Consider the following 26,886-nt stretch of genomic DNA (forward strand, 5'->3'; position numbering starts at 1 on the left):
ACTTTTCATACAAAGGGATAGTTAACTTTAAATATTTGTCTTCTTTTAATTTTTCCATTAAGTTTTCATACAAAAAATTACAACAGGGTATAATAAGTAATATTTTAAGCAGGAGGGTATCGAAATGACTAGTACATTATCTGTTTTTGCCCTAGGCGGTTTATATGAGATAGGAAAGAATATGTATGCAATTGAATATGAGGATGACATCATTGTCATTGATTGTGGGAACAAGTTTCCAGACGAAAGTTTATTAGGGATAGATTTGATTATTCCTGATATTACTTACTTGCAAGAGAATAAGGATCGAGTTCGAGCAATAATAGTTACTCATGGGCATGAAGACCATATTGGTGGAATTCCCTACTTGTTGAAAAAAATAAATATGCCAGTTTATGCTACGAGGTTTACTTTAGGATTAATTGAGATTAAGTTGAAGGAGCACCGAATCTTAAGAGAAAGTGAGTTACATGAGATTCATTCCGATTCACAATTACAATTAGGAAAGATTAATGTCAGCTTTTTTAAAGTAAACCACAGTATTCCCGATTGTTTAGGGATAGTTTTTGATACTCCTGAAGGGACTGTTGTACATACAGGAGATTTTAAATTTGATTTAACTCCGGCAAATCAAGAACAACCTGAAATTCATAAAATGGCACAGGTAGGAAATAAAGGGGTATTATTACTTTTATCAGAAAGTACGAACGCGGAAAGAAAGGGATTTACCCCTTCGGAACAAATGGTTGGAGAAAACTTAGAAAATATGATCATGAGATCGAGACAAAAGGTTATTGTGTCTACTTTTGCTTCCAATATAAGTCGTGTGCAACAAGTTGTGGAGGCATCCGAAAAAACAAACCGGAAAGTAGTTCTTTTAGGTAGGTCGATGGTAAATGTGGTCGGTGTTGCGTTAGACCGTGGGTATTTAACGGCTCCTAAGGAAATGTTTATTGAAGCGGATGAAATCGATGATTATCCACCGGAAAAAGTAACAATCCTCTGTACTGGAAGTCAAGGTGAACCTGGTGCTGCTTTAAGTCGATTATCAACTGGTAATTTTCGAGGAGTAGATATATTAGCTGGGGATACAGTAATACTTGCTGCGGGTCCAATCCCAGGTAATGAGAAAAATGTTTCTGTTATTATTGATAATCTCTATATGCTCGGGGCAAATGTCATTTATGGTTCAGGTAGTAGCTCTGGCATGCATGTTTCTGGTCATGGCTATCAAGAGGATTTGAAATTAATGCTTACATTGATGAAACCGAAGTATTTTATACCAATTCACGGAGAATATCGTATGCTACATCATCATCGACAACTTGCACAGTCGGTTGGAGTGGAGAAGGAGAATATATTTATTTTAAATAATGGTGATGTCGTAGATATTGAAGATTCTATTGCTCGTAGTACAAGAACAATACCAGCAGGGAGTACGTATGTCGATGGAATCGATGTCGGAAATATGGAATTTGTCCTTCGGGATCGAAAGCAAATATCAGAGGATGGGATGCTCATGTTAATCCTCACCATGAGTAAACCAGACGCGAGAATGCTTGCTGAACCAGAGATTATTTCACGAGGATTTGTGGATAAAAACTTCTCAGAACTAAGAAAAGGGATTATAAAGATTATCCATAATACAGTGGAAGAACTTCATGAAGAAAATCGGTATTCATGGAATACGAAGAAAAAGAATATTAAACGATTAGTAGCCAAATATGTGAAAGACCGGACGAGAAAGTCACCGATGATTATACCTATCCTTATTGAAGTTTAGAAGATCTATAAATATAGAATTAAATAAGGTTAAACTTAGAAGGCTAGTTGTTCCAGCTTATATGGATAATAACTCTATAGAGGATTCAGAACCTAAAGAATAAGAGTAGATTCTCATCGAAGTTATAACTTAAAAGAAAGACCGATATACTTAAGTCGGTCTTTTTCTTTTATTTTCTTAAATTATCAACATGATTCGAGTTCATAGACCATTGTTTCATTAATTCTATTTGCTTTATTTTTAAATCGTCATATGGTTCTTCCATTATCTCTATTTCATTATACTTTTTCTCGAATAGTTGAGCTTCTTTTACCTTATTAAAACTCCCAAAACCACTATCGTCATTCAATATCCAAACCACTTTTTTTATATTTGCAAATAGTATTGCTCCTGTGCACATGAGACATGGTTCTAATGAACTGTATAACGTTAATTTCTTTCCATGGACTTTTGCGTCTAATACGGTTTTGCCTGCAAGTTGTATAGCATTAATTTCGGCATGTGCAGTGGCATCATGATGGGAATGAACTTGGTTACGTCCTTTGGCAACAATTTGATTATTTTCATCAACAAGTATTGCACCAACTGGATATGTATTTTCCACTAAAGCATGTTCGGCTTCTTCTAGAGCAATTTCTAAGAAAAGTTTATCTTTATTCAAGCTACTCCTCCTTTAGATCCTATCAATATATACAACGTTTATTGTTATTCAAGTTCATTTTATCAAAAATCATACTTGAAATAGCTTTGAGAACGCTTCTCAAATTCATCTCATGAAAATTATCACTTGAAAAAGCTTCGAGAAGGCCCAAAACCAACCTATAAAAAGGCAAGCCCTATGCCGAGATAAGCCTCAAGTCCTAGTTCAAAATATAGCTGAGGCTCATTATCCAAATCATAAATCCTCGGTAAACTTAAATCAAGATAAAGAAAGGAGGCAGGTAACATGAGAAAATTTTTGTTGTTTGTTGGAGGGTTAGTTGCTTTACTCGTATTGTTAGTTAATCTAGGGCCAATGGTACTACTAGGATTAAGCATCTGGTTACTATATATCATCTTTAAGAAATTTGTAAAAAGTGATTCAACTGCTGGAAAGATTGGTTGGGTTATCCTTGGCTTATTAGTCCTCGGAATGGCATTTTCAAATATTTATGCTGTCCTTGGAATAGCTGCAGCATTTGCATTGTACTGGATCTTCAAAAATTGGAAAAATGATGATTCTGATCCAGTAGTAGATTCTGATGAAGATGATCCTTTTCGAAATTTTGAACGTCAATGGGCAGAAATGAACAATTAAATTTATCACGGTTTACTCAACTTTCGTGTGGGATATAACAAAATAAATAAAGCTTCTGTTCATAAGTAATTAAAAATAAATTTTTAATGTACCTTCAAACCCAAATTAAGCTCCCTAGCCCAGTAAGCATGCTTTCGGCTAGGTAATAAATAAAAGGAGATGACGATTATGTCAAACATTTTTACACGTATTAAAGATTCAATTGAAGCTGATTTACATGAAATGCTCGATAAAAAGGAGCAGAAAAATCCAATTGGTGCACTGAACCAATACTTACGCCAGGCAGAACAAGAAGTAGAGAAAGTTCGTAAATTAATCGAACGTCAGTATAAATTAAAGGATGAATTTTCAAAGGAATATTTAAAGGCAGCAGAAATGGCAGAAAAAAGACAAAAGCAAGCTGACATAGCTGAAAGAGCTGGCGAAGAGCAAATGGCTGCTTTTGCACAGAAGGAATATGAGGAATACCAAGCACGTGCAGAAAGAATGAAAGCATCTCGTCAAGAAGCAATTAATCAACTAGACACATTAGAACAAAAATATGAAGAAATGAAACATCGCATTAAAGATATGCGTCTTCGTCGAATGGAATTAATGGGGCGTGAGAATGTTATTCATGCGAATCATCAAATTAACCGTGTAATGGAAGAAGTGTCCGATAAACCGTTCTCTAAATTTGCGGAAATGGAACGCTATATCGAGAACCTGGAGTATAAGGTAAATAGTGCATACTATAAAAGTACGTTCGATACTAAAATTGCCCAACTAGAAAAAGAAATGAGAATGAAGGAAAAAACGAACTAAGGGACATGACCTAATCTAGCAAAAAATGGTATACTACTGACAGGCCCAAGGGATTGGGCCTGTCTTGAGTTTAAGCACTAGGGAGGATTACTATTATGTTCAGAAGGCTAAAAACAGATACATTAAATTGGATACTGATCGTAGGAGTAATCCTTCTTATTGTAGAAATATTTTTCAATTTTGGTGGAGCTATTATCCCAGCTATATTCTCAAGCATTATGGCTTATGTAGGGTGGAAAAACTTTTCAAAACTATGGGGGAAAATTTTACTTGGAATTGGACTCGTCATATTAGTTTTTTCTATTTTAAATTTATTAGTTGTTCGGTTTCTTATTATTGTAGTCATCGTACTATTTATAATGGATTATGTCGATTCTAAAAAGAAAGACTTAAAACCAGATTTACCGAGTAATGTGATAAATAATGATCGATTAATTAAGGTGAATCCATTTTTTCAAAATAAACTATATGGTGACCAGAATACAGAAGATACAGTTTACCAGTGGCGAGATGTCAACATTCACGGTGCATTCGGTGATCGAATGATTGATCTAAGTAATACAGTTCTTCCGAATGATACAGCTGTTATTTCTATACGCCATGTGATGGGAAATATCGAGATTTATGTCCCTTATGATGTGGAAGTAAGTATTCATCACAGTTCTGTTTTTGGAAGGGCATATATTTTTGGTGACTATCAAGAAGATTTACTGAATAAATCCCTTTTATACCAAACGGAAAATTACGACACCACCTACCCAAGAGTGAAGATTATCACTTCCTTATTTTCCGGTGATATCGAGGTGAAGCGTATATGAGTACCGTACTTCGCCATATTGTCATTGGAATTGTATTTAGTTTAATGTTAACAATTGTCGTAATAGGATTGACTTTCTTTGTAAATGAAAACTTAACTTGGGTTATGTTGTTGGAGATGAAAGTTGGCAAATTCTCTTATCTTGTTACTATTTTAGCAATAGCTGTTATTATTGGTACCATTTCTGGAATTACAATTGGGTGGTACTGGAAGCAACGAATCCAACAGATAAATCGAAAATTAGATAATCTAATCAAAGGACAAAAACTAGAAACGATTGAAGATCCGTATAAAGAAATAAAAAGTATTCAGCAAAAATTACATCAGATTCAAGAAAAATTTAACAAGCAAGCAGAACATGCACAAAGTCTGGCAACAAAACGAGCAGAAGAACGAGAAAAAAGCTTGCAAGATATCGTTGTTCAAGAGCGAAATCGACTAGCAAGGGAATTACATGATTCTGTTAGCCAACAATTATTTGCAGCTTCCATGATGATGTCTGCGATTAATGAATCATCCAGTTTATTAGATGATACCGTTAAAAAACAGTTGCAAATGGTAGAAAAAATGATCCAGCAGTCTCAGTTAGAAATGCGAGCATTATTATTACATTTAAGACCTGTTGCACTAAAAGGAAAGTCTTTAGTTGAAGGAATGGAAGAATTATTAGCTGAGCTAAAGCAAAAAGTCCCGATGGAAATTACTATCAAGGCAGAAAAGTTCCAACTAGATAAGGGAGTAGAAGACCAACTGTTCCGTATTTTACAGGAGTCGGTTTCTAATACACTTAGACATTCAGGAGCTACTACCCTTCAAGTCGTGTTAATTCAACGTGATAATTTTGTCATACTTCGTGTAAAAGATGATGGTGTTGGATTTAATGTGAGTGATGTTAAGACAGGTTCTTATGGATTACAAAATATGGAAGAACGTGCACTGGAAATTGGTGGAACAATGAAACTTGTTTCTTTACCAAATCAAGGAACACATTTAGAAGTAAAAGTTCCAATTATTCGAAAGGAAGATGAAACGGATGATTAGAGTTCTTTTCGCAGATGATCATGAAATGGTACGTATTGGTGTATCAGCCTACCTCTCTTCACAACCGGATATTGAAATTGTTGCTGAAGCAAGTGATGGTGGGCCAGCAGTTGACCTAGCATTGGAGCTAAGACCTGACATTATTTTAATGGACCTCGTGATGAAGGAAATGGACGGTATAGAAGCAACGAGAAGAATTATCGAAGAGTGGCCAGAAGCAAAAATTATCATTGTCACTAGCTTTTTAGATGATGAGAAAGTGTACCCTGCTTTAGAAGCAGGAGCTACTAGTTATATGTTGAAAACTTCGAAAGCAGAAGAAATTGCTAAGGCAATCCGAAGCACGTATGAGGGGCAATCCGTACTTGAACCTCAAGTGACGGGGAAAATCATGACGAAAATGCGTGAAAAACCAATCGAGCATCTACATGACCAGTTAACAGATCGAGAAATGGAGATTCTTTTATTAATTGCACAAGGTAAGTCAAATCAAGAGATAGCGGATGAGTTGTTTATCGCGTTAAAGACAGTGAAAGTTCATGTGAGCAATATTTTAGGGAAGCTTGAAGTACAAGATCGAACACAAGCTGTTATATATGCTTTTAAGCATAATTTGGTAGAGTAGGGGGGACAGTCCCCATGTGAAATGTTCACATGGGGACTGTCCCCTCAATAACTGCTAATGTTTTATCTATATCTTCTCTAGATACATCATAATGGGTTACAAAACGAACAGTTTCTTTTCCAAAAACTCCTGCTAAAATCCCCTGTTCTTTTAATGCTGTAACAAACGATTCTGGAGTATGTCCTGTATTTTTTACATTCACGATGATAATATTTGTCTCCACTTGATTTTCAACAATAATTCCATCTATATTGGCTAATCCATCTGCTAATATTTTTGCGTTAACATGATCTTCTATTAAGCGATCTACATTTTCCTCTAATGCTACTAATCCAGGACCTGCAATGATACCTACTTGCCTTAATCCACCACCGAGCATTTTTCTCCATTTGCGAGCTTTATTAATAAATTCTTCGGTTCCAGCAATTATCGAACCAACCGGTGCTCCTAACCCCTTTGATAGACAAAATTGAACCGAGTCAGCATGTTTAGCATATTCTTTCACGGAAATTCCTGAAGCGACAGATGCATTGAAAAGCCGAGCACCATCAAGATGCACATTCATATTATTATCTTTAGCAACTTTATAGATTGCTTGCATATTTTCTATTGGAAGAATTGCCCCTCCTGCTAGATTATGAGTATTCTCCATACAAATTAAAGAAGTAGTAGGAAAGTGAATGTTTTCGGAACGAATGGCATGTTTGACATCTTCAGGATCCATGGCACCTCGATTTCCTATTATTGGCCGTGATTGAACATTTGCCAATGCAGAAAACCCTGCAACTTCGTAAACGTAAATGTGGGAATTTGCTTCCAAGATAACTTCATCACCTGGCCTACAATGGGTAAGTGCTGCAATTTGATTTCCTTGTGTTCCACTAGTAACAAACAAAGCTTTTTCTTTTCCTAATAGTTCAGCTGCTCTTTCTTCTAATCTATTGACAGTAGGATCTTCCTCATATACATCATCGCCAACTTCAGCAGTATAAGCTGCCTTACGCATCGCTTCCGTTGGCTTTGTTACCGTATCACTTCGTAAATCTATCATTTGAATTCCCCCTGGAACATTTTATTTAGTAATTATATTGTAAATGATGGAGACAGTCCCCACCAAGTATGAAACTTTACGATTCGATTATAGAAGTAATTTCATTACCTTTAATAACTTCTTAGAAATTCAAAAAAATAAAATAGCAACTCATGAAAGCAAGATGATGAAAATTAATTTCGTTGTCTTGCTTTTTACTATCAAAATTATGATAAAATAGCATTAAAAGTTAGGATATTTCGGAATTGTTTTACTTCTCTACATGTAAAAGGGGGAATCTACAATGGTTTTCATATACAAAAATTATGACGGTTTAGGGTTAGCAGAGCTTATCCATAGTAAAGAAGTATCAATTGAGGAAATTCGAGAGGCGGCGATACAGGAGATTGAAAAGAAAAATCCAGCATTAAATGCTGTCATCCATAAAATGTACGACTCTACTCCATCTCATAAAGATGGTAAATTCGCTGGCGTCCCAATTTTAACAAAGAACATTTCTCAAGAGTCAAAAGGGGAACCAATGACAGCAGGCTCCAAAATATTGCAGGATTATAAAGCAGCTTATGATAGTGAATTTGTAAAACAAGTAAAAGAAACTGGTGTATCGATCCTTGGACAAACAAATGTCCCAGAATTTGCATTAATGGGTATTACGGAACCAGAATTTCATGGTGCATCTAGAAATCCTTGGAATGTAGACCATACTCCAGGCGGTTCAAGTGGTGGTTCTGCAGCTGCCGTTGCTTCTGGAATGGTTCCGATTGCAGGTGCGAATGATGGTGGAGGATCCATCCGAATACCAGCAGCATTTTGCGGCTTATTTGGCATGAAACCAACCCGCGGAAGAACACCTATAGGTCCTGTAAGAGGAAGATCATGGCAAGGAGCATCTGTTGATCATATATTAAGTCGAACCGTCAGGGATAGTGCAGCAATGCTTGATACATATACATTTGATCGTGCCAATGCCTTTATTGCACCACCTTTTGAAGAGTCTTACTTAACTGCATCACAAACACCGATTAACCAATCGTTAAAAATTGCTTTTACAACCAATTCGCCATTAGACACAGATGTTGATCGTGAATGTAAGGAAGCAGTACATAAAACGATCAAACTTTTAGAAAGTATGGGTCACCACATTGAAGAAAAGGAAGCGCCAATTGATGGAAAGAAATTAGCGAATAGTTATTTTATGATGTACTTTGCAGAAGTATCCTCTACATTACGGGAAATTGAAGAAATGATAGGGAGAAAAGTAAAGTACACTGATGTAGAACCAACAACATGGATTTTAGGATTACTAGGTAAAGCAGTAACGGCTGAGGAGTTCCTAATAAGCTTAAAATTCTGGGATGAAGTAGCGATAGCGATGGAAAACTTTCATGATGACTATGATTTGTACATCACACCAACGACAGCTTACCCCCCTTCGAAAATAGGTGAGCTAGATCAGACAAATATGGAAAAAATGCTCATTCGTGTTGTTGGCGGATTAAGTTTAGGTGGAGTATTAAAAAAAACGGGCTTTGTTGAGCAAGTAGCTACGAAAAGTTTAGAACGGACACCATTTACACAATTAGCTAATCTAACTGGTCAACCAGCGATGACACTTCCGATGCACATAACAAAAGATGGTTTACCATGTGGTGTGCAAGTAATGGCAAGACGAGGGAGAGAAGACCTCTTATACCAATTGGCAGGGGAATTAGAACAATCACCGAACTGGATAGATGTGAAGAAGAATCCAACCTATTAAGAACATTAGTCTCGCTATAGAAGTAGGAAAAATTAAATTAAAGTTAATTCGTGCTATAGAAAGTTACATAAGCCCCGGAATAGATTAATATTCCGGGGTAGTTTATTGTTTTTTTAAAAAATATGAAAATAATGGCAAGAAAATAAATAAAACAATTAAAGCTTGAATAATGGTAAGCAGAATATCTTTTATCCATGGCCTTTTTGGATAGCGATTTAGTCTTTGGAAAATGAGCAAAAATATCCACCAAAATAAAAAACTACTAACAAATTGGCCGATGCTATCATATATCAATAATAAGTCCTCCTCCATTTAACAATTTAATCTTGTTTTCTAAAAAATTGGTATGTCAATATTAGCCCAATGACAAACAAACCTAATGCAATGTAAGCAGGAAGTAAATGAATAAATGTTGTATACCCAATAGCAAAGTGAATATAGATCCCCGCATAAAAAGCTGGAAGTCCACCAATTAAATATGTCCACCATACCCATTTTTGTCCTTGTTGAACACCCCATAAGGACATCATTAATACTAACAATCCAACACTTAATAGTGCACTACCGAAACCAGCCCGATCATGAGCAATTACTGGGAGTAAATTCTCGTTAAATGCTTCCATCATTTCAGGTGGCATACAAAGATAAGCTAAATCAGTAGATACAAATATTGAAGTGACTCCAATAATGGATATAACAATACCACCTAACACAAAAGAAAAACCTAATAGTACGAAGGAAAGTTGACCAAAAATTCCTTTTTTAAATACTCTATCATTCTTTCGGTTTTTTGAAGATGGTGTTCCACGAATTCCTTTCGTTTTCTGAAAACCATAGATATATACCGGAAGAAGCACAAGCCATAATACAAGATGCAACCAATCAAAGTAGCCATAGCCAATAAAAGCAAAAATGCCCAAAAAGCCAGTAATTGCAGCAGCATCGATCGCTTGTTTTGCCCAACGCATACCTCGCCTAACACCGTGCCTAGCTAACTGCATGTAGACTATCCCGCCAGATATCATCGTCCCTGCAAGCGTCATTCTATCATGTGCCATAAATTGCATAATTCGTTCATTAAAAACCCATATCGTCTCTCTTTTCATCTCTAGAAAGTATTCATCATATGGGAGAATGACTGACGTAATACTAAAAATAAATGCTAGAATTCCACCAATCATAATAAATAATCCGAATAACCAATAACTAAACCATCCTGGTTGAGGAGGAGGATCTATGTTTAATCGATCTACTAATGCTTCATTAATCCTTTTTGTTAATCCAGGTCCTGAAAACACATAACCATCCGATACCATTATGAAGTCAGCACCAGCATCTAGTAATTTCAATGCATGCTCAGGTTCACTAACACCACCTGAAGTAATGATGGTTCCATGAAAACCAGTTTTACGTAGATTGATAATTTCTTCTACTAAGCTTGAATCCTGTTTCTTTTCTAAAACAATACCGGAGCATGCTTGCTTTGGAAAATTTATCACTTCACCTGCATAAAACACCGGTTTCTGTGTATTATGTAATATTTCTGTTCTATTCGTTTCTATAATATATCCATCTACAAAATTATCTAGCTGTTGAATCATTTTTAGTAGTTCATTTTCTGTACCTACTAATCTTGCAAAAATTGGTTGTTTCTTTTTTAGTTTATGTAATTTCTTAAAAGTCTTTTCCAGACCAATTGATTCGGCATTTTTAGGAAAATGGATAACTTGTGATTCATCATTAACGATAGGCTTAGTGAATTGTTCTGTTGGATTTAGCGTAATTGGTCCAATTTCTAAAAAACCAAATCCTAAGTTTGTAAAGGCTCTTGTTCCAGTTTGTAATGGATCAATTTTTCCAGACAAACCAACACGGTTTTTGAATTCCAATCCATGTTTTTCTAGTTTTAAAAAATGAGAACTTTCTTCCCTTCCAAGAAAATTAATAATATGTGCCCCAAATCCAAAAGGAAGAGATGCAATCGTATTCATTCCACGATGAATGAACTCTCTAGAAATCATTGGAGACAATTTAGTTAAAAGTGGACGGAAAATTCCATGATAAGACCAATCCGGCATAATACATCCCTCTTTTAAGTTCTTTTCTCTATTGTAGCATGTTTATTATTAGAAAATGGTTTAATTATTGTAGTTCACATGGAGCAACTTCCCTCAGTTATTAATGGATATAACTCACTTAAATAATTCAAAAAAACATATTGCAAAATCAACTAAAATTGATATAATAAGAACAAATGTTCCGATCGGAAGGTGAAGAGATGAATGGTTTGTTTCTGCGATCAAAAGAAAACAAAATACCGATTGTAATTTATTATATTGATAGTCAGAATAATATTACCCAGCGCACCATTCGAGTCGTAAACATCCATGATAATTTTATTACTGCATATTGTTATTTAAGAAAAAAAGTCCGTACATTTAAATATGAAAACATATTATCAGCTGACACAGTGAGAAAGAGAGTCGGAGCTTAACTTTATAGATAAAAGAAATAGGCTGGGACAAAACTAAATTCCTAATTATAAAACCGAACAATACGATACATTAGCTCCGGAAATATACGTAGACTCCTTGAAAAAGAAGAGCGCTTTTTCTGCGTGCGATGTTTCGCTGATGAAGCATTCCTTGTCCTGCGGGAAGCAAGGCATCGGTGAGACCCCACAGTGCGTTAGCACGAGGAGGCTCACCAGCCGCCCGCGGCAAGGTAGACACCGCGATGGTTCTTTCGAGCGGATGTCGCCCCTGTACTCGAAAGTGAAAGCGAAGTATATTTCCGGAGCGGGTTAGTTGCACCCAAATCGTATAGTTCGGTTTTTACTATGTAAAGAATGCTATTGTCCCAATCTCTTTCTTATAAATTGTTTCCATACTAATTAAATAGACCAAATCATATAAATAATGGTACCAGATTATTTGGTGTGAACTAAATTTAAAAGATAGTTTTCAATTTCTACACTATTGTGAACAAGCCTAAAACCACCAAGATATGCTTGTTATTTTACTATGTTAAGGTTTACAATAAATCTATTAATAAGTTCTAGATGAGCTAACAAATAAGGGTGAAACACGTTGAATCTTAAAAAAGTACTACCAATTTTATTTTTAATTATGTTTTTAGTCATGGTAGGATTCGGCATAATTATTCCTGTACTACCATTTTATGCCGAAGAAATAGGTGCTACACCGACAGAATTAGGATTATTAATGGCTGTATATTCACTGATGCAATTTATTTTTGCTCCTATGTGGGGGAAAATTTCAGATCGAGTAGGTCGTAAGCCGGTAATCATAATTGGGATATTTGGACTTTCATTGTCTTTTTTCATGTTAGCTTTAGCAACAGAACTATGGATGTTGTTTGCAGCTCGAATAATTGGTGGAATATTGTCTGCTGCTAATATGCCAACCGTACAAGCTTATGTCGCTGATATAACATCCGAAGAAGATCGTAGTAAAGGGATGGGAATAATTGGTGCAGCTACAGGATTAGGATTTATTTTTGGTCCGGCAATTGGTGGCGTGTTTACTAATATTAATCTTCACACCCCGTTCTATATTGCAGGTTTTGTTTCCTTTGTAACGATGTTATTTGTTATTTTTGTACTTAAGGAATCTATTCATTATTCTGCAAAAAATCGTCATATGAATCAGATGACTGCCCCTGATAAATCAACTAAAAACCCTATTACGATGTTATATTTTTTACAGTTTTTTATTTCGTTGTCATTATCAGGATTAGAGGCAACATTTGCATATTTCGCCGCTGTGAAGGCTGGACTTAATGCAGTGACACTTGGATATATTTTTATGATTATGGGATTAGCTAGTGCTTTTGTACAAGGTTCAATGGGGAAACTTACAAAGAAGTTTGGTGAAGGGACGATTATCCAACTCGGTATTATTATTTCTGCACTTGGGTTCGGATTAATTTTATTTATACAGGATTTCACTACAGCAGCTATTTTCCTCGCAATATTTGGGATTGGTAATGGAGTGATTAGACCAAGTGTTTCTTCACTACTAACTAAAAGTGCAAAACTTGGTCACGGTGCTGTAACTGGTTACTTATCTTCATTTGATTCATTAGGTAGAATTATTGGTCCAGTTTTAGGTGGGTTTCTATACTCGACATTTATCGGTTTACCATATATTTCAGGAGTATTCTTGTCTATCATTGCGTTACTTTTATTTCAAAGTTATGCTTCTCGGTCAACATTGTTTCAACGTGGTCGCTAATACATAAAAAAAATGAAAAAAAGCCGTTTCTAGTAATGAAACGGTTTTTTTTTCGTTTTTTGGACAACGTAAGATAGAGTCAAATGATTGGAGTGATTTTCATTGATTTCTAAAAGGCATTTTCTATTTAATATTGGTATTATTGTAGTTCCGTGGCTCACTTTATTATTTGTGGGCAAGCGTAATATGAAGCGGTACTCTGTAGCGGGCATTTTTATTGTTGTCTTCGAGATCGTCAATCATATTTATGGTTATAAACATCAATTTTGGAAATTCTTTGATAAGAAAAGGTCTTTCTTAAAAGATGAATTACCTTTTAGTCTCGGACCGTATATGCCTTTATCAATATGGTTATTAAAATATTCTCATGGCAATTTTAAAAAGTTTCTCCTCTTGAATGTTCTGGCAGATGGAATCTTTGCGTTTGTCATCATGGATATATTAGCGAAGTTTAAAATCATCAAGCTAAAGAAACTAAATAAATTACAATTCTTTTTCTACATTCATTATAAAGCGTACCTTTTATACGGTATTCAAAGTTTATATGAAAGATTTAGAAAAGAGGCTTGAGGGAATTTTACAATCAAATTCTCTCAAGCCTTCTCATATTAATTCATATACATATGAACTAATTCATAACATTTATTCATCGTTAATTCAGATAGAGTAGTTAAATATGTTATGGACTCCATTGAGCCACCTTTATATTTAAGGGATTCTTCTTTTGCAGTATCTTCCTTATATACAATCCAAGCTCGTTGTTGTTCTCTTAATATATCCATGTCTTCTTTCTGGAGATGTTCTTGTAAAAAACTATATATTTCATTCAATTCATTATCCCAAGTGCTATAGATATGTTCTGATTCTTCTTCCATTTCTCTTGTTGTCGTTGCATTGGAGTTTTCTTGTAATTCATCTAGTTCATTTTTTATCGAATTAAGTTGTTGGAGAAACTCGTCCTTATGCTCTGAAAGGTTATAGCTTTGAGCCGTATTGACTTGTAAGATCCCATAAGTTCCATCTTCATACACTTTATAATAACCTAGGTTTCCCGTTTTACCAGAAACACGTACTGGAACATCGACTAATTGAATCGTATAATACGCCCCATATTCATCTGATTGAAGTATACCATCCGTTCCGAAAGAAATGTCTTCATTTTTACCTTCTTCAAGCTGCTGCTTCAAGAATTGAACTGCTTCATCTCCACTTTTAATTTTAACAGTTTCAACTATCTCTTCAGATTTAGACGCTTCATTATTCTGTTCTTCTGAGAGAGACTCACTTCCATTATTTTCACTGTTTGCATCTTCATTATTAGTAGTATCCGTTGACTCATTATTATTTTCAGATACATCATCTTTTGGTTCGTTAAGATTATTATTATCTTCATTATTTGAAGATTGGCAAGCCGCTAATATAACAAAGATTAAACTTAATAGTGCAATAATGAATTTTCTGTTTAATTTCACAATAAAATCCTCCTTGTGTAACTTAAGGCTAAATATCCAAAATTTGGTACACAAACATTATAGTAACACAAAAATTAATATTTAGCCTAGTGAAACAAAGTATACAGCATGTTAAAATGGAATTAAATGTAATATTGAAGTGGGATTGAATCGGGGGAAGGATATGGAACAAACAGTTGAGTTAATCGAGTTAACCGAGGGAAATTTGGAGGAAAAAGGTTGTTATTGCCTTAGAAGTAAACCGAACTCAGTAGGCTATAAAGGGAAAAATGAATGGCTTAAAGGAAAATTCCATGACGGATTAAAATACATCAAGATAAATGAGAATAATAAACAAGCAGGTTTTATAGAATATGTTCCTATAGAACGTTCTTCTAGAGTTGTTTATGGAGAGAATTATTTAGTTATACATTGCCTTTGGGTAGGTATTACTGGAAAAGGTTATGCCTCTCAATTAATAGAATCATGTATTCAAGATGCAAAAAAACAACAAAAAGCAGGAGTCATTGTTGTAACAAATCCAGATACTTCATGGACTCCAAGTAAAGAAGTATTTATTAAAAATGGCTTTGAGGAAGTAGACCATGCCCCTTATGGTTTTGAATTACTAGTTTATAAGAATAGTAATAGCGCTAATCCACATTTTCCAACAGATTGGGAAGAACGGTTGCAACGATTTGAGAAATTAACAATCCTTCGTACACCACAATGTCCATTTATTGATGTTGCAACAGATAATGTGTTAATTGGAGCAAACAAGCTGGAAATAGAGACGACAACCATTGACTTGAAAGATCGAAGGGAATTATTAGAACTATCCCCAACACCATATGGCGTATACGGAGTTGTCTACAAAAAACAATTAATAGCTTACCACCGACTAACCACCCATTCTGCATATAAAAGATTGAAAGAGTTGAGTTAAAAAGGAGATTGCACTGGTTTATTTCAGTGCAACCTCTCTTTATAATAACTGCATTGTCGTAATGCAAGTATTATCACCCTCAAATGTAGAGAGTTCTTGTTCTGCTACTTTTCCATCAAATTCAATTTTTACTGTATATGTTTTATCGCGAGGTAACCATAAATCGATAAAACCATTTTCTAATGAAGTCATTGCCTCCTCAACAACTACATTCCCTTCTTCATCTTGAATCCACACATCAAATTCCTTTTCAACAAGTTCACCTTGGCAACCAGTTAAACTATGAATGGCACATGGATGAGTTACCTCTTCAAATGGAGCAATTGAAACGAAAAATTCGTCTTTAGGTAAATCATATGTTGTCTCATTCTCTTTACTATCGGTAACAATTAATTCATGTGATGTAATCGAAGCAGAAACATCTTCAAATTCGCCAACACTATACTCATGAACTAATTCTTTTATATCTTTTTCTTCTTCAACTTCCTTATTATCTCCACAAGCAGTAATTAAGAGAATAAGTAATAATCCAATTAATGTAATGAATGCTCTTTTCACAAGATTCAACTCCTAGTTTCCATTAATATTACATCCTATAATATTCTACTATATTAGAGAGGGAAAAATTGAGTTTTCACGAAATATTCATATACTATTCTCATCTGGGGGAAAAAAGAGTAATATAAAGCTATCTATACAACAAAAGAGGAGAAAAACGTATGATACATATTGGAATTATTGGTCTCGGAGCAATTGGCCAACGTTTAATCACACAATTTAATGAGCATGACCAAGTAAAAGTAGAAGCAATCTGTGATACATCAGAATCCATTCTAACAAAAACAGCAAATGAATTATCTATTGAAAAAGCATATCTTAATTATCAAGATTTAATTAATGATGAGCAGGTTGATCTTGTATATGTTGCTGTACCTCCAAAGTTTCATCATAAAATTGTAATGGATGTAATAAAAGCACGTAAACATGTTTTATGTGAGAAACCACTCGCAAATTCTGTAAAAGAGGCAGAAGAAATGTTGGAAGCAGCTAAAGAAGCAGGCATTATTCATGCGATGAACTTTCCCCTTAATTATGGACAAGCTGCAACGAAATTTGCATCCTTAATAAAGAGTGGAGCAATTGGTAACTTACGTCGTTTACAACTTACAATGCAATTTCCACAGTGGCCACGTACTTGGCAACAAAATGACTGGATTGGTGGAAGAGAACAAGGTGGGTTTGTTCTTGAGGTTGGAGTGCACTTTATCCAACAAATACTAAAACTATTTGGCGATATACACCATATTCATACAAAATTAGAATTACCAAGTGATCAATCGAAATGTGAAACAGGTATTATTGCCACTGCTGAACTACATGACGGTACCCCTATTATAATAGAAGGCATAAGTAACATCCCTGGTAAAGAATATATTGGTTTTACAGCAATTGGGACTGAAGGTTCATTATCACTTGAAAACTGGGGACAGCTAAGAGGTGCTAAGATTGGTGAAGAGCTTAAAGAAATCACACTTAATGAACTGCCAGTAAGTGGTTTAATAGATGAACTAGTGAAGGCAATAGAAGGGGAGCCTGCTGATATCTATGATTTCGAAATCGGATATAAAGCTCAGGTTGTATTGGAGAAATTAAGAAATAAGTAATCTAATAGGAAAGTAAATAGGGCACCTGAAAATGATGTATTCTACCATTTTTAGGTGTTTTTAATTATGTAAACAAATTTTCTATAAAACTGCAACATTTGCAAGTCATAATCGTCATTACAATAGTTTGAGAGGGGGGATACATTTTGCAAAGAGGATTTAAAATTCAAGGGAAAGTGACAGAGTTGTACGATGAGTATCATGTACTAATCTTTAAATATATTTTAAAAATGACGAAAGACGTACAACTAGCTGAAGATTTAACACATGATACGTTTTTGAAGCTATTTGATTATTTATTGGATGGGAAAGAGATAGATTACCCAAAAACTTTTATTTATCGGATGGCTCGAAATGTAACAATCGATTATTTAAGAAAAAAGAATCCACTATCTAAATGGAAAGATATGTTTTGGAATACTTCGTGGTATAGTCCTTCTGTAGAAAAAATAGTAGAAATTCGTCAAGATTCTTTAGAATTATTAGAGCTTATTTCTATGTTAAGACCACCGTCCTATCGTGATGTAGTTATACTGCGAAAAGTAGAAGGATTTTCTATAAGAGAGACAGCAGAAATTTTAAATTGGTCAGAAAGCAAAGTTCGCGTCACACTATCGAGAGCGATGAAGAAATTGGAGGAAAAGATACATAAAGGAGGGGTGTTAAGTGAGCAAGAATGAGAAAACCTATCTGGATAATAAATTAGAAAAGCTAAATGAGAATATTGATATAACGGAAGAATTTAAAAGGGTAACTCGGTATAAGTTTATGGAGAAAATGACTGAGTTAGATTCAAAGAAAACAAAAAAGAGTTGGTTTCTAAAGGTTGGCCTGCCGACAATTGCAACGTTATTATTTCTTAGTGTTGCTTCTGTACTTTTACTTTCAAATTATGATAACCCAAACTTGGATACTTCTGTTGAATCGGCTAGTTTACCAGAAGAATTTGAGTTAGATTTTGAACCTTTAGAATATGAACAATATGAGAAACCCAGTGGAATTAGATACGAAGACTCAGAGTACGAAACTATGATAAATGACATAGACGGTGAACCTGTATATTTGGAAAGGTATTTGCAATATGAGAATAATAAATACATTGGAATAAGAGGAGTTATTCGCTATCAAGAAAAAGCAGTGGACCTAGGAATAATTACTACTAGCAAAGAGAAAAGTTCTGAGAGTATTATGATGTTTAAATCAACATTTTCAGAGGGAAATATCATACAATTTATTGGTGTGGTTGGAACTAGGAAAGATGGCTATCAATTTTTATTTTATAATAAAGGAAACGATACATTCTTTGGTTTCCATCACATGGGAGAGGCAGATCATTTTGATTGGGATCAAGATGGGTTGGATGAAATATACATTACGACAAGTGGTGGTGAGAAGAATGTAGAGGTAGTTAGATGGAATAATGGCCAGTTAGAAAAAGCCAGTATTAATGAAAGTATTTCTATAGATAATCCATTAGAAACAAATATTAGCTCTCAATTTATTCTAGATAATATAGTCGTGGTAGAAGTAGAGATAAATGATGAAAAGGAACAACAAATGTATGGCTTTGATGTTGGGGATAAGACATTTAAGGCATACAAAAAGATCAATGATCGTCCTGCTTACGCTCAAATTAGGTGGAATAATACGACATATAAGATTAGCGGAGAAATGGTAAATAGTCGTTGGATTGGAGAGGAAATAGGCGAAATCAACCGTTATGTATCAGAAAGTGAATTAGAACGTGATGGAGATGCAGCTATCATAAAACGTGATTTTGCTTCACTTATTCATAAGAAAATCTATGAATTAGAGAAATATGATTCTTCTTTAGTCATCGCAATAGAAGTTGATGAATACTATTATTTTGCTTTTGCTACCGATGAATAAAAAGATGACAGTTTCCTACGCTAGAGTGGAAACTGTCATCTTTTTGCTGTGAAATTATCCTTTTGAAAAGTCGATAATCTGTTGCAAATAACTTTCCATATTTTTTGCAAGTTGATGTGCTTTTAATTTGTTTAGTATTAGCACTGCTTCTTCGATTTTGGCAATACCGTCCCTCTTGTTTCCTGACCTTAGTTCATATGCCCCTTTTAATTCCATAAGTTGAATACGTTCTAACAAGTTCCGTTCAGAGATGGATACTTGTTCCAGATAGGATAGAAATTCGGCAATCTCTTTCTCATATGTCAATGGTTCTTCAAATCGGTTGACAGGCCCAAGTAAGAAGATAATGGTGTTAAAAAGAACACTAGATATTGCTACTTTTACTTTATCAAACTCCTGGTAACGAGCACTTTTCTCATACGCTGTTCTTGAGAGTAATATCGCCATTTCCGGTTGAAGAAGTAGAATCGTCCCATTGTAAAGCATCAATTCGTAATAACCCCAAACCTCAACCTGGAATAAATAATCGGTAAGTACTTTAATATCATGTGCTTGGACATCTTCATCTATTATCTTTTTAGAGACAATTCTTTCAGATACTTGGATCATTAACGCATTACAATGATAGGTTTCTACTCCATATTGCTTCCACTTCCTCAATTCCTCTTCTTTTAATTCCTTCAGAAGTGTAGCATTTCGACTGAAGTAGGCACCCTTTACTTTTTTGAAGAATTGCTCTAGTTGACTAGGTTGAAAATCATTATGTATAAAAAGAAACTCATCCATCGTTAACATTAATTTATCTAATATTCTCGTAAACAGTCCTAACGTAATATCCGAAGCATCTGTTTCGAACTTTGACAAAAAGGAAACAGAACATATTCCATCTGCAAGTTCCTTTAATGTAACCCCTTTTTGCTTACGAATTTCCCTTAACGTTTTGCCATAAGTAATCATCGAAATCCTCCTTTCTAACATAAAAATTCCACTATATGAAAATTTTTATTAGCTTATATAAAACTAAATATACAATAAAATTAGAAAATTAAACATATGGAATGAAAAAATTAGGAGGGAATTAAACAATGAATAACGTAAATCATGTACTTATTCAAAACGGAACAATAATTGATGTCGAAAATGGAAGTTCTTTTATTGGAACAATTGAAGTGTTGGAAGGGAAGATAAGAAAAGTTTATAAACAAGGGGATTTATTGCCAACTGGAATTGGAGTTCAAGATGCGGAAGGAAAATATATTATTCCAGGATTGATTGATATGCATTGTCATATTAATGAGGGGTATGCTCCACATTTTGTGGCAGCAGGTGTTACTTCAGTACGTAATACAGCAGGAAATGTGACGGCATTAAAACGGCTTATCCATGCGTCAAATGATGCACCTACTCCTAGAGTATACTCTGCAGATCGAATGATTGACGGATCTCCGGGGCAATGGGGACCAACAAGTTTTGGTAACTTTGTGACGGATAATCCAGAAGAAGCTAGAAAGGAAGTAGAGAGGCAAGTTAAAGCTGGTGCAAAATTTGTGAAACTATATGGTTGGATTAAGCCAGATGTGATGGAAGCGGCAGTTGACGAAGCGAAAAAGTATGGCTTAGAGGTAAGTTGTGATTTATTGAATTCCAAGGAAGTAACTGCATTAGATGCTGCTAGAATGGGTGTCACATGGTTTGAGCATGCTTCTGGATTTGCACAAGAAATTTATAAAGGATGGAACCCACTTGTGGACCAGTCTGAGTGGAGCCATATTAACTGGGATGAGCCAGATAAAGAAAAAATAAAAGCGTTATGTGAACAGATGCTAACATATAATGTAAAACTTTGCCCGACTCTAGTACTCTTTGACCAAGTCAATCTGTTCCCAGAGATATGGAAACCAAACAATGCTGTTATAGAATCTACTTATTCCGAGACTGGTCTAACTAAACAATGGGAAAGCTTGTCACAACATGCACAAGGGCTAAAGGAGAAGAACGGCTTTATCGGTAAATTTACAAAAGAAGTAGCGAAGACCTATTTTGAGATGGGTGGAACAGTAGTTGCAGGAACAGATACACCGGCATTAATGTGGACATTCCCTGGGATGGCTTTGCACCGAGAACTAGAGCTGTTTGTGGAAATTGGTTTATCGGAGATGGAAGCATTACAAGCGGCAACATCTAAGGCTGCTCAGTCGATTGGCTTAACTGATGTTGGCTCAATAACTCCAGGAAAAATAGCTGATCTAGTTATATTGAATGAAAACCCATTAGAAAATATTGAACATACAAAAACCATCCATCGCGTCATGAAAGGTGGTAAAGTATATACTCAAGAAGAAATCCTCTCCCATATTCCAAGTGATGAATTCATTAATGAACTAATGAAAGAATTTATGGAAGAGTGGGGAGAAGTAACTGTATAGTTTTTGAAATATAGAGGCTGAGATGAAGGTTCGTCTCAGTCTTTTCTTATGATTGTAAGTTAATTCTATTTAAATAGTAAACTATATAGAGATATGCAAGTTGTTCACGAGTACACAATTGAAAGTAGATTGAAAAAAGTGTACAATACATATAGTGAGATAGACCTAGAAACATACACATCCTTGATAAGGTAAGGTGATTACCATAATTAATATAAGAAGTATCCTTTTTGCTACAGTAGGTTTCATTTCATTTGGATTTGGTGTTGCTGGAGTGGTGCTTCCTGTTATTCCGGGCGGACCTTTTTTCTTGTTCGCTGCTTTTTGTTTTGGAAAAAGTTCTAAACGAGTAGAAGACTGGTTTAAAAGTACAATTTTCTATAAAGACTATGTAGTTCGTTTAAAAGAAAACAAAGGAATGACTAGGAAGGAAAAAATTCGTATCAATTTGATTGCTGATGCATTTATTATCTTCTCTATTATTTATGTGGATATAATCTTCGTAAAAATAATCATTTTAATCCTCGGAATCATAAAACATTATTATTTCATCAAGAAAATCCCAACGTTAACACCTGAAGAAGCAAAGGCAATGAAGGCAGAATTGAGACAATCTGTAACTCCATAAACCCTCACATTTGTTGAGTTCTCAACGAGTGTGAGGGTTTCTTTTATGTGTGGGGACTGTCCCCCTAACCAAGTTGACTTCTCTCCATATCCATTTATAATTAATATAGAATTTCGAAAAGAAAGAAAACAAGGGGGATATAGTAGATGAGTGAACAAGTAGCATCATTAACAGAAGTAATGGAGAATGCGGCGAAGGTATTAAATGCCAATCCAACTCCATTAGAAGGATTACATCTTACATATCAATTCGATATTAAAGATGAAGGGGTATATGTACTTAGGCTTGAGGATGGAAAGGCAGCTGTGTCTGAGGAAACAACAGTAGAAGCTGACTGTACATTAAGTATGTCATTAAAAAGCTTTCAAAAATTCTTAGCTGGAAAACTGAATGGAACAACAGCATTTATGACAGGTAAATTAAAGATCAAAGGGGACATCGGCAAAGCCCTCAAACTAGAATCAATCCTTAAACAATACAATTTTGAATAAGTGAAGAAGTGATCATGGGGACTGACCCCAACAAAATAAAAGAAAGCTTGTAAATGGTAGTTAACATTTACAAGCTTTTTTTCATTACTAAAGTAGGTATGCCTCTATCTATATGATACAAAAAATTAAATTATAAGTCTATTATTTATTTTCAAATTATATGAGAATAAGAGTGTGCACATTATTAAGTAACGTTACTTTTATAAAATAAGGAGGAGTATGATGAATAGAACTATGCTTACAGATGAAGCAATTAAACGGTGGGATAAGCATGCAGAATTTTTTACAGCAAACTATACAGAGCTAGGAGATAAAGCTCGGATTGTATACTTGAACCCAACCATTTTACCCTTAATGGAAGATGTAAAAGGCAAAAATGTATTAGATGCTGGCTGTGGAGAAGGCTACCTCAGTAGAATGTTAGCCGAGAGAGGAGCAAACGTTACAGCAGTAGATTATTCGAAGAAAATGTTAGAAATAGCAAAAACTCGGACGGACAATAACACGAATATTACGTATCATTACGGGAACTGTGAGGACTTACACTTTTTAAAAGATAATCAATTTGATCTTATTATTTCTAATATGGTTATCCAGGATTTACAGGATTATCAAGCTGCAATACAAGAAATGTTTCGATTATTAAAAGAAGGAGGCCAATTTATATTTTCTATCCTACACACTTGTTTTATCACTCCGAATAGTGGTTGGGTTCGAAATGAAGATGGAGAGAAGTTGTTTTGGAAAGTAGAAAAGTATTTCTATGAAGGAGCATATGAACAAAATTTCCCAGCTGATGCAGATGATAAAGTAGTATATTACCACCGTACTCTTAGTAGTTACGTTAAAGCTATACGCAAAGCTGGGTTTACTTTGATGGATATGGAAGAGCCAAAACCAACAGAAGATGTACTAAAGAAATATCCAGAGCTAAAGGAAGATTTCAATTGTGCAGATTTTATCATCTTTATATGTGAGAAATAAATATTCAAAAAGATATGATAATAAAATGACACTTCTCAGATTTTGTTTACTCAAAGCAGTGAATTCGTTAAGCTGAATATAGAAGGAATGAGACATCAGAGGGAGTAAAACAATGAAAAAAATATTAATATCATTAGTAGTAGTATTTCTAGTCATGACAGGTTGCAGCCCAGATAACTTTGATTTTAAAGTTGATAATAACCCATTTTATACAGAAGGAAAAGAGACAGAAATAGTTTTATCAGCACATAAAGATAAGGAATTAGTAAAAGGACTTCACATCATTGGCGAAATGGATCCAGGATCTTCAGAAGATGCTATTGAATTGACATTTACTGATAATGAAGATGGGACTTATACTGGTTATGTAGAACTCCCAGAAGCTGGGGATTGGGTAATGCTTTTAAAAGTTATAAATGGTGAGAAAGAATCGGAGTACCTCTTAAAGCTTGAAGTAAATGAAGAGTAATAGTGGTAGAATAGAAAAGCTCACGGAAAGGTAAGATACTTTCCGTGAGCTAAATTTATTATTGCTCTTGTGCTACTATTTTTTTATGGTAGTCCCCTACCTGTGATAGTTGCTCGCATTCATGAAATGCAAGATGTCTACAGCCTTGGCAACGGTCATAGTCAATTTGATTAAAGGCATAATTAATTGCCTCTCCAGTATGCTCGAAGATATATTCCTTTCCAACTTCGTCTATTAAACCGGAAATTTCCATTTGTGCTTTCAACTTTGGTACAAGTCCAGATAGGAGAACGATACCACCATTTTTTCGAAAATGACTTATAATATTTTGGAAATTAGCTTCTCCAGTTGAGTCCATAAAAGGAACTTTGCCCATTCGTAAAATCAATACTTTCGGTTTATAATGAATGCTTTCCATCACTCGTTGCTCAAAGAGTTGTGCAACTCCAAAGAATAATGGGCCTTCAATCGTAAAAATACTAATCTGTGGACAATCATGTGATGATGTCACAACATGTGGCTGTACTTGTTCTCTAACAGTACTATGGTCTGGCAATGCTTTTTCCACGACAGAAATATTACTCATCCGTTTTGCGAACAATACTAACGCTAAAATTAATCCAACTATAACAGCAGTTGTAATACTAGTAAATACTGTTAATAAGAAAGTTACAGCTAATACGAGTGAATCACCAGACTTCATTTTTAATAAGTGGACAAATTGTTTACGCTCTGCCATATTCCAAGCAACGATCATTAATACTGGTGCCATACTTGCTAATGGGATATGGGAAGCATATGGAGCAAATGCCAAAACGGTAACTAAAACGAATACACCATGGATAACTCCAGACAATCTGGATACAGCACCTGATTTAATATTCGTAGCAGTACGTGCAATTGCACCAGTTGCTGGAATTCCACCAAATAATGGTGTAACAATATTCGCTACCCCTTGTCCGACCAGTTCCTTATTACTATTATGTTTAGTTCCAGTCATGCCATCTGCTACCACAGCAGATAACAATGATTCTATTCCACCTAATGCAGCGATGGCAATCGCAGGTCCAATCAAATGAACGATTCTTTCCCAAGTTATTTCGGGGAATTGAAAGGTTGGTAGATTACTAGGAATATCACCATAGGTAGAACCAATAGTAGCAATTTGTCCTTGGAAAAAGATTATTGCAACAACAGTCGATACAATGAGTCCAATGATAGATCCAGGTACCTTTTTGAAAAACTTCGGTGTGATTAAAATTATTGCTAAACAGATCAATGCTGTTATTAAGCTATACAGGCTAACTGTATCAATATGTTTTCCAATTTCAATCATATTGTCGATGAACTTTTCATGTTTTTCGATTCCAGTAAGCCCTAAGAAATTAGAAATTTGTCCAGTGAAAATAATTACGGCAATTCCAGCTGTAAATCCAATTGTTACTGGACGTGGAATAAATTTAATAAGCGAACCAATTTTTAAAAATCCCATCAAACATAGTAAAATTCCTGCCATTAACCCTGCGAGTAGTAAATCTTCATAGCCATAGGCAAGAACAATTCCTAATAAAATTGGGACGAAAGCTCCAGTAGGTCCACCAATTTGAAATTTTGATCCACCTAATATAGATATGATGACACCTGCAATACAAGTTGTATAGATTCCGTATTCTGGTTTTACACCTGAAGCAATAGCAAAGGCCATAGCAAGTGGAATGGCGATAATTCCAACTATGACCCCGGCAATTAAGTCTTTCTTCAAGCTTTCCCAAGAGTAATTATTCAATCTTTCCGTTAGAAGCCCCTTCATTTACTATCATTTCTCCTTTAAATTTATCTTTCTTTTGATGAATAGGCTAATTATTTTTATCTAATTCCTTATACATTGAGATCGCATCGATCAGATGGTTATCGAATATTTTTCGTGCAACCTCCAGTAAATCAATAATTACTGGGTCACGAAGAGAATAAATTACTCTTTTTCCCTCCTTCGTACCAACGACAATATTTTTCGCACGTAAAACACTTAATTGTTGCGATACCGCAGAACCTTCACTGTTTAACATGCTTTGAATTTCGTTGACACTTTTATCTCCCTCAGCTAGTAATTCTAAAATACGTATCCGCAAAGGGTGGGCAAGAGCTTTAAAAAAGTCTGCTTTAAATTGCTGCAAATCCGACCACATTGAAAATGCCCCCTTATATGAACATATTCAAATATTTGAATATGTATGTATTATACTCCTGTAATTGTAAGGATTCAATATTATTGCTTGCTAATTATGGGGATAGAAGTGTTGTAATTTATTTTCAGGAAGCAGGTGAAGAGGATTTTGATGTTGAAATATGAGTTAATTCCCCTTCATCAGTGGTATGAAGGGTAAATCGTAGTTGAAATTTGAGTTAATTTCCTTTCATCAGTGGTATGAAGAGGAAATCGATGTTCAATTGTAAGTAAAATCCCCTTCATAGGTGTCATGAAGGGGAAATCATTATTACAATCT

At 34.9% G+C, this 26,886-nt stretch carries 28 protein-coding genes; 19 read left to right on the forward strand and 9 right to left on the reverse strand.

Annotated elements, in window-relative coordinates; all coding sequences use genetic code 11:
• The first annotated feature begins 124 nt into the window (after positions 1-124).
• A complete protein-coding gene (locus IEV35_RS07615; protein ID WP_188384061.1) occupies positions 125-1,783 on the forward strand; it encodes a ribonuclease J in 1,659 nt (552 codons plus the stop codon).
• A 169-nt stretch (positions 1,784-1,952) separates the two neighbouring features.
• On the opposite strand, the gene IEV35_RS07620 is transcribed toward IEV35_RS07615, so the two are convergent.
• Positions 1,953-2,444: a nucleoside deaminase gene (locus IEV35_RS07620; RefSeq protein ID WP_188384062.1), complete on the reverse strand. Its 492-nt coding sequence runs from the start codon at positions 2,442-2,444 to the stop codon at positions 1,953-1,955.
• 285 nt (positions 2,445-2,729) lie between these two features.
• Here IEV35_RS07620 and IEV35_RS07625 point away from each other — a divergent pair, with 285 nt between their 5' ends.
• From IEV35_RS07625 to IEV35_RS07645, 5 genes are all read left to right on the forward strand, one after another.
• The gene (locus IEV35_RS07625; protein WP_188384063.1) at positions 2,730-3,080 is read left to right on the forward strand and encodes a lmo0954 family membrane protein; all 351 of its coding nucleotides are present in this window, start codon (positions 2,730-2,732) and stop codon (positions 3,078-3,080) included.
• Between the two features lie 168 nt (positions 3,081-3,248).
• Complete coding sequence (locus IEV35_RS07630) at positions 3,249-3,884, forward strand: PspA/IM30 family protein (RefSeq protein ID WP_188384064.1); 636 nt, start codon at positions 3,249-3,251, stop codon at positions 3,882-3,884.
• Positions 3,885-3,979: 95 nt separating this feature from the next.
• Positions 3,980-4,702: a cell wall-active antibiotics response protein LiaF gene (gene liaF, locus IEV35_RS07635; RefSeq protein WP_188384065.1), complete on the forward strand. Its 723-nt coding sequence runs from the start codon at positions 3,980-3,982 to the stop codon at positions 4,700-4,702.
• On the forward strand, positions 4,699-5,742 hold the full coding sequence (locus IEV35_RS07640; RefSeq protein WP_188384066.1) for a sensor histidine kinase: 1,044 nt from the start codon (positions 4,699-4,701) through the stop codon (positions 5,740-5,742). Before liaF ends, IEV35_RS07640 begins: the two co-directional genes overlap by 4 nt.
• Positions 5,735-6,367 carry a response regulator gene (locus IEV35_RS07645; protein WP_188384067.1) on the forward strand — a complete coding sequence of 211 codons (633 nt, stop codon included), beginning with the start codon at positions 5,735-5,737 and terminating at the stop codon, positions 6,365-6,367. Before IEV35_RS07640 ends, IEV35_RS07645 begins: the two co-directional genes overlap by 8 nt.
• A gap of 25 nt (positions 6,368-6,392) precedes the next feature.
• Here IEV35_RS07645 and ltaE read toward each other — a convergent pair whose 3' ends face one another.
• Positions 6,393-7,418, reverse strand: a complete 1,026-nt coding sequence (gene ltaE, locus IEV35_RS07650; RefSeq protein WP_188384068.1) for a low-specificity L-threonine aldolase — start codon at positions 7,416-7,418, stop codon at positions 6,393-6,395.
• Between the two features lie 283 nt (positions 7,419-7,701).
• On the opposite strand from ltaE, the gene IEV35_RS07655 reads away from it, so the two are divergent.
• Positions 7,702-9,177 carry an amidase gene (locus IEV35_RS07655; protein WP_188384069.1) on the forward strand — a complete coding sequence of 492 codons (1,476 nt, stop codon included), beginning with the start codon at positions 7,702-7,704 and terminating at the stop codon, positions 9,175-9,177.
• A gap of 102 nt (positions 9,178-9,279) precedes the next feature.
• On the opposite strand, the gene IEV35_RS07660 is transcribed toward IEV35_RS07655, so the two are convergent.
• The gene (locus tag IEV35_RS07660; protein ID WP_229740677.1) at positions 9,280-9,471 is read right to left on the reverse strand and encodes a hypothetical protein; all 192 of its coding nucleotides are present in this window, start codon (positions 9,469-9,471) and stop codon (positions 9,280-9,282) included.
• Positions 9,472-9,497: 26 nt separating this feature from the next.
• A complete protein-coding gene (locus IEV35_RS07665; RefSeq protein ID WP_188384071.1) occupies positions 9,498-11,255 on the reverse strand; it encodes a dihydroorotate dehydrogenase in 1,758 nt (585 codons plus the stop codon).
• Positions 11,256-11,455: 200 nt separating this feature from the next.
• Here IEV35_RS07665 and IEV35_RS07670 point away from each other — a divergent pair, with 200 nt between their 5' ends.
• The 3 genes from IEV35_RS07670 (at position 11,456) to IEV35_RS07680 (ending at position 14,003) form a co-directional block, all read left to right on the forward strand.
• Complete coding sequence (locus tag IEV35_RS07670; RefSeq protein ID WP_188384072.1) at positions 11,456-11,671, forward strand: hypothetical protein; 216 nt, start codon at positions 11,456-11,458, stop codon at positions 11,669-11,671.
• Positions 11,672-12,266: 595 nt separating this feature from the next.
• A complete protein-coding gene (locus IEV35_RS07675; RefSeq protein ID WP_188384073.1) occupies positions 12,267-13,433 on the forward strand; it encodes an MFS transporter in 1,167 nt (388 codons plus the stop codon).
• A gap of 102 nt (positions 13,434-13,535) precedes the next feature.
• Positions 13,536-14,003 carry a hypothetical protein gene (locus IEV35_RS07680; protein ID WP_188384074.1) on the forward strand — a complete coding sequence of 156 codons (468 nt, stop codon included), beginning with the start codon at positions 13,536-13,538 and terminating at the stop codon, positions 14,001-14,003.
• Positions 14,004-14,041: 38 nt separating this feature from the next.
• Here the strand turns inward: IEV35_RS07680 and IEV35_RS07685 are convergent, their stop codons facing one another.
• On the reverse strand, positions 14,042-14,905 hold the full coding sequence (locus IEV35_RS07685; protein ID WP_188384075.1) for a lysozyme inhibitor LprI family protein: 864 nt from the start codon (positions 14,903-14,905) through the stop codon (positions 14,042-14,044).
• A 163-nt stretch (positions 14,906-15,068) separates the two neighbouring features.
• Between IEV35_RS07685 and IEV35_RS07690 the strand changes: the two genes are divergently transcribed.
• The gene (locus IEV35_RS07690; protein WP_188384076.1) at positions 15,069-15,830 is read left to right on the forward strand and encodes a GNAT family N-acetyltransferase; all 762 of its coding nucleotides are present in this window, start codon (positions 15,069-15,071) and stop codon (positions 15,828-15,830) included.
• A 39-nt stretch (positions 15,831-15,869) separates the two neighbouring features.
• Here IEV35_RS07690 and IEV35_RS07695 read toward each other — a convergent pair whose 3' ends face one another.
• The gene (locus IEV35_RS07695; RefSeq protein WP_188384077.1) at positions 15,870-16,388 is read right to left on the reverse strand and encodes a CueP family metal-binding protein; all 519 of its coding nucleotides are present in this window, start codon (positions 16,386-16,388) and stop codon (positions 15,870-15,872) included.
• 161 nt (positions 16,389-16,549) lie between these two features.
• Between IEV35_RS07695 and IEV35_RS07700 the strand changes: the two genes are divergently transcribed.
• The 3 genes from IEV35_RS07700 to IEV35_RS07710 all read left to right on the forward strand — a co-directional run bounded on the left by IEV35_RS07700 (position 16,550) and on the right by IEV35_RS07710 (position 19,384).
• A complete protein-coding gene (locus IEV35_RS07700; RefSeq protein WP_188384078.1) occupies positions 16,550-17,494 on the forward strand; it encodes a Gfo/Idh/MocA family protein in 945 nt (314 codons plus the stop codon).
• A gap of 146 nt (positions 17,495-17,640) precedes the next feature.
• Positions 17,641-18,174, forward strand: a complete 534-nt coding sequence (locus IEV35_RS07705) for an RNA polymerase sigma factor (protein WP_188384079.1) — start codon at positions 17,641-17,643, stop codon at positions 18,172-18,174.
• A complete protein-coding gene (locus IEV35_RS07710) occupies positions 18,161-19,384 on the forward strand; it encodes a hypothetical protein (protein ID WP_188384080.1) in 1,224 nt (407 codons plus the stop codon). The genes IEV35_RS07705 and IEV35_RS07710 overlap by 14 nt, the downstream gene beginning before the upstream one ends.
• Before the next feature lie 54 nt (positions 19,385-19,438).
• On the opposite strand, the gene IEV35_RS07715 is transcribed toward IEV35_RS07710, so the two are convergent.
• Positions 19,439-20,341 carry a helix-turn-helix domain-containing protein gene (locus tag IEV35_RS07715; protein ID WP_188384081.1) on the reverse strand — a complete coding sequence of 301 codons (903 nt, stop codon included), beginning with the start codon at positions 20,339-20,341 and terminating at the stop codon, positions 19,439-19,441.
• A gap of 128 nt (positions 20,342-20,469) precedes the next feature.
• Between IEV35_RS07715 and IEV35_RS07720 the strand changes: the two genes are divergently transcribed.
• The 5 genes from IEV35_RS07720 (at position 20,470) to IEV35_RS07740 (ending at position 24,382) form a co-directional block, all read left to right on the forward strand.
• Complete coding sequence (locus IEV35_RS07720) at positions 20,470-21,810, forward strand: amidohydrolase family protein (RefSeq protein WP_188384082.1); 1,341 nt, start codon at positions 20,470-20,472, stop codon at positions 21,808-21,810.
• A gap of 196 nt (positions 21,811-22,006) precedes the next feature.
• Positions 22,007-22,438 (forward strand): YbaN family protein, encoded by a 432-nt coding sequence (locus tag IEV35_RS07725; protein WP_229740678.1) that lies wholly within the window; start codon positions 22,007-22,009, stop codon positions 22,436-22,438.
• A gap of 146 nt (positions 22,439-22,584) precedes the next feature.
• A complete protein-coding gene (locus IEV35_RS07730) occupies positions 22,585-22,929 on the forward strand; it encodes an SCP2 sterol-binding domain-containing protein (protein WP_188384083.1) in 345 nt (114 codons plus the stop codon).
• Between the two features lie 222 nt (positions 22,930-23,151).
• On the forward strand, positions 23,152-23,913 hold the full coding sequence (locus IEV35_RS07735) for a class I SAM-dependent methyltransferase (protein WP_229740679.1): 762 nt from the start codon (positions 23,152-23,154) through the stop codon (positions 23,911-23,913).
• Between the two features lie 112 nt (positions 23,914-24,025).
• Entirely contained in the window at positions 24,026-24,382 is a 357-nt protein-coding gene (locus IEV35_RS07740) for a hypothetical protein (RefSeq protein WP_188384084.1), read from the forward strand.
• Between the two features lie 58 nt (positions 24,383-24,440).
• On the opposite strand, the gene IEV35_RS07745 is transcribed toward IEV35_RS07740, so the two are convergent.
• Together IEV35_RS07745 and IEV35_RS07750 are read right to left on the reverse strand one after the other, a co-directional pair.
• The gene (locus IEV35_RS07745; protein ID WP_188384085.1) at positions 24,441-26,192 is read right to left on the reverse strand and encodes a SulP family inorganic anion transporter; all 1,752 of its coding nucleotides are present in this window, start codon (positions 26,190-26,192) and stop codon (positions 24,441-24,443) included.
• Positions 26,193-26,238: 46 nt separating this feature from the next.
• Complete coding sequence (locus IEV35_RS07750; RefSeq protein WP_188384086.1) at positions 26,239-26,568, reverse strand: ArsR/SmtB family transcription factor; 330 nt, start codon at positions 26,566-26,568, stop codon at positions 26,239-26,241.
• Positions 26,569-26,886 lie beyond the last annotated feature (318 nt).

Origin of the sequence: Ornithinibacillus halotolerans (genome assembly GCF_014637405.1) — a bacterium.
GTDB lineage: Bacteria > Bacillota > Bacilli > Bacillales > Amphibacillaceae > Ornithinibacillus > Ornithinibacillus halotolerans.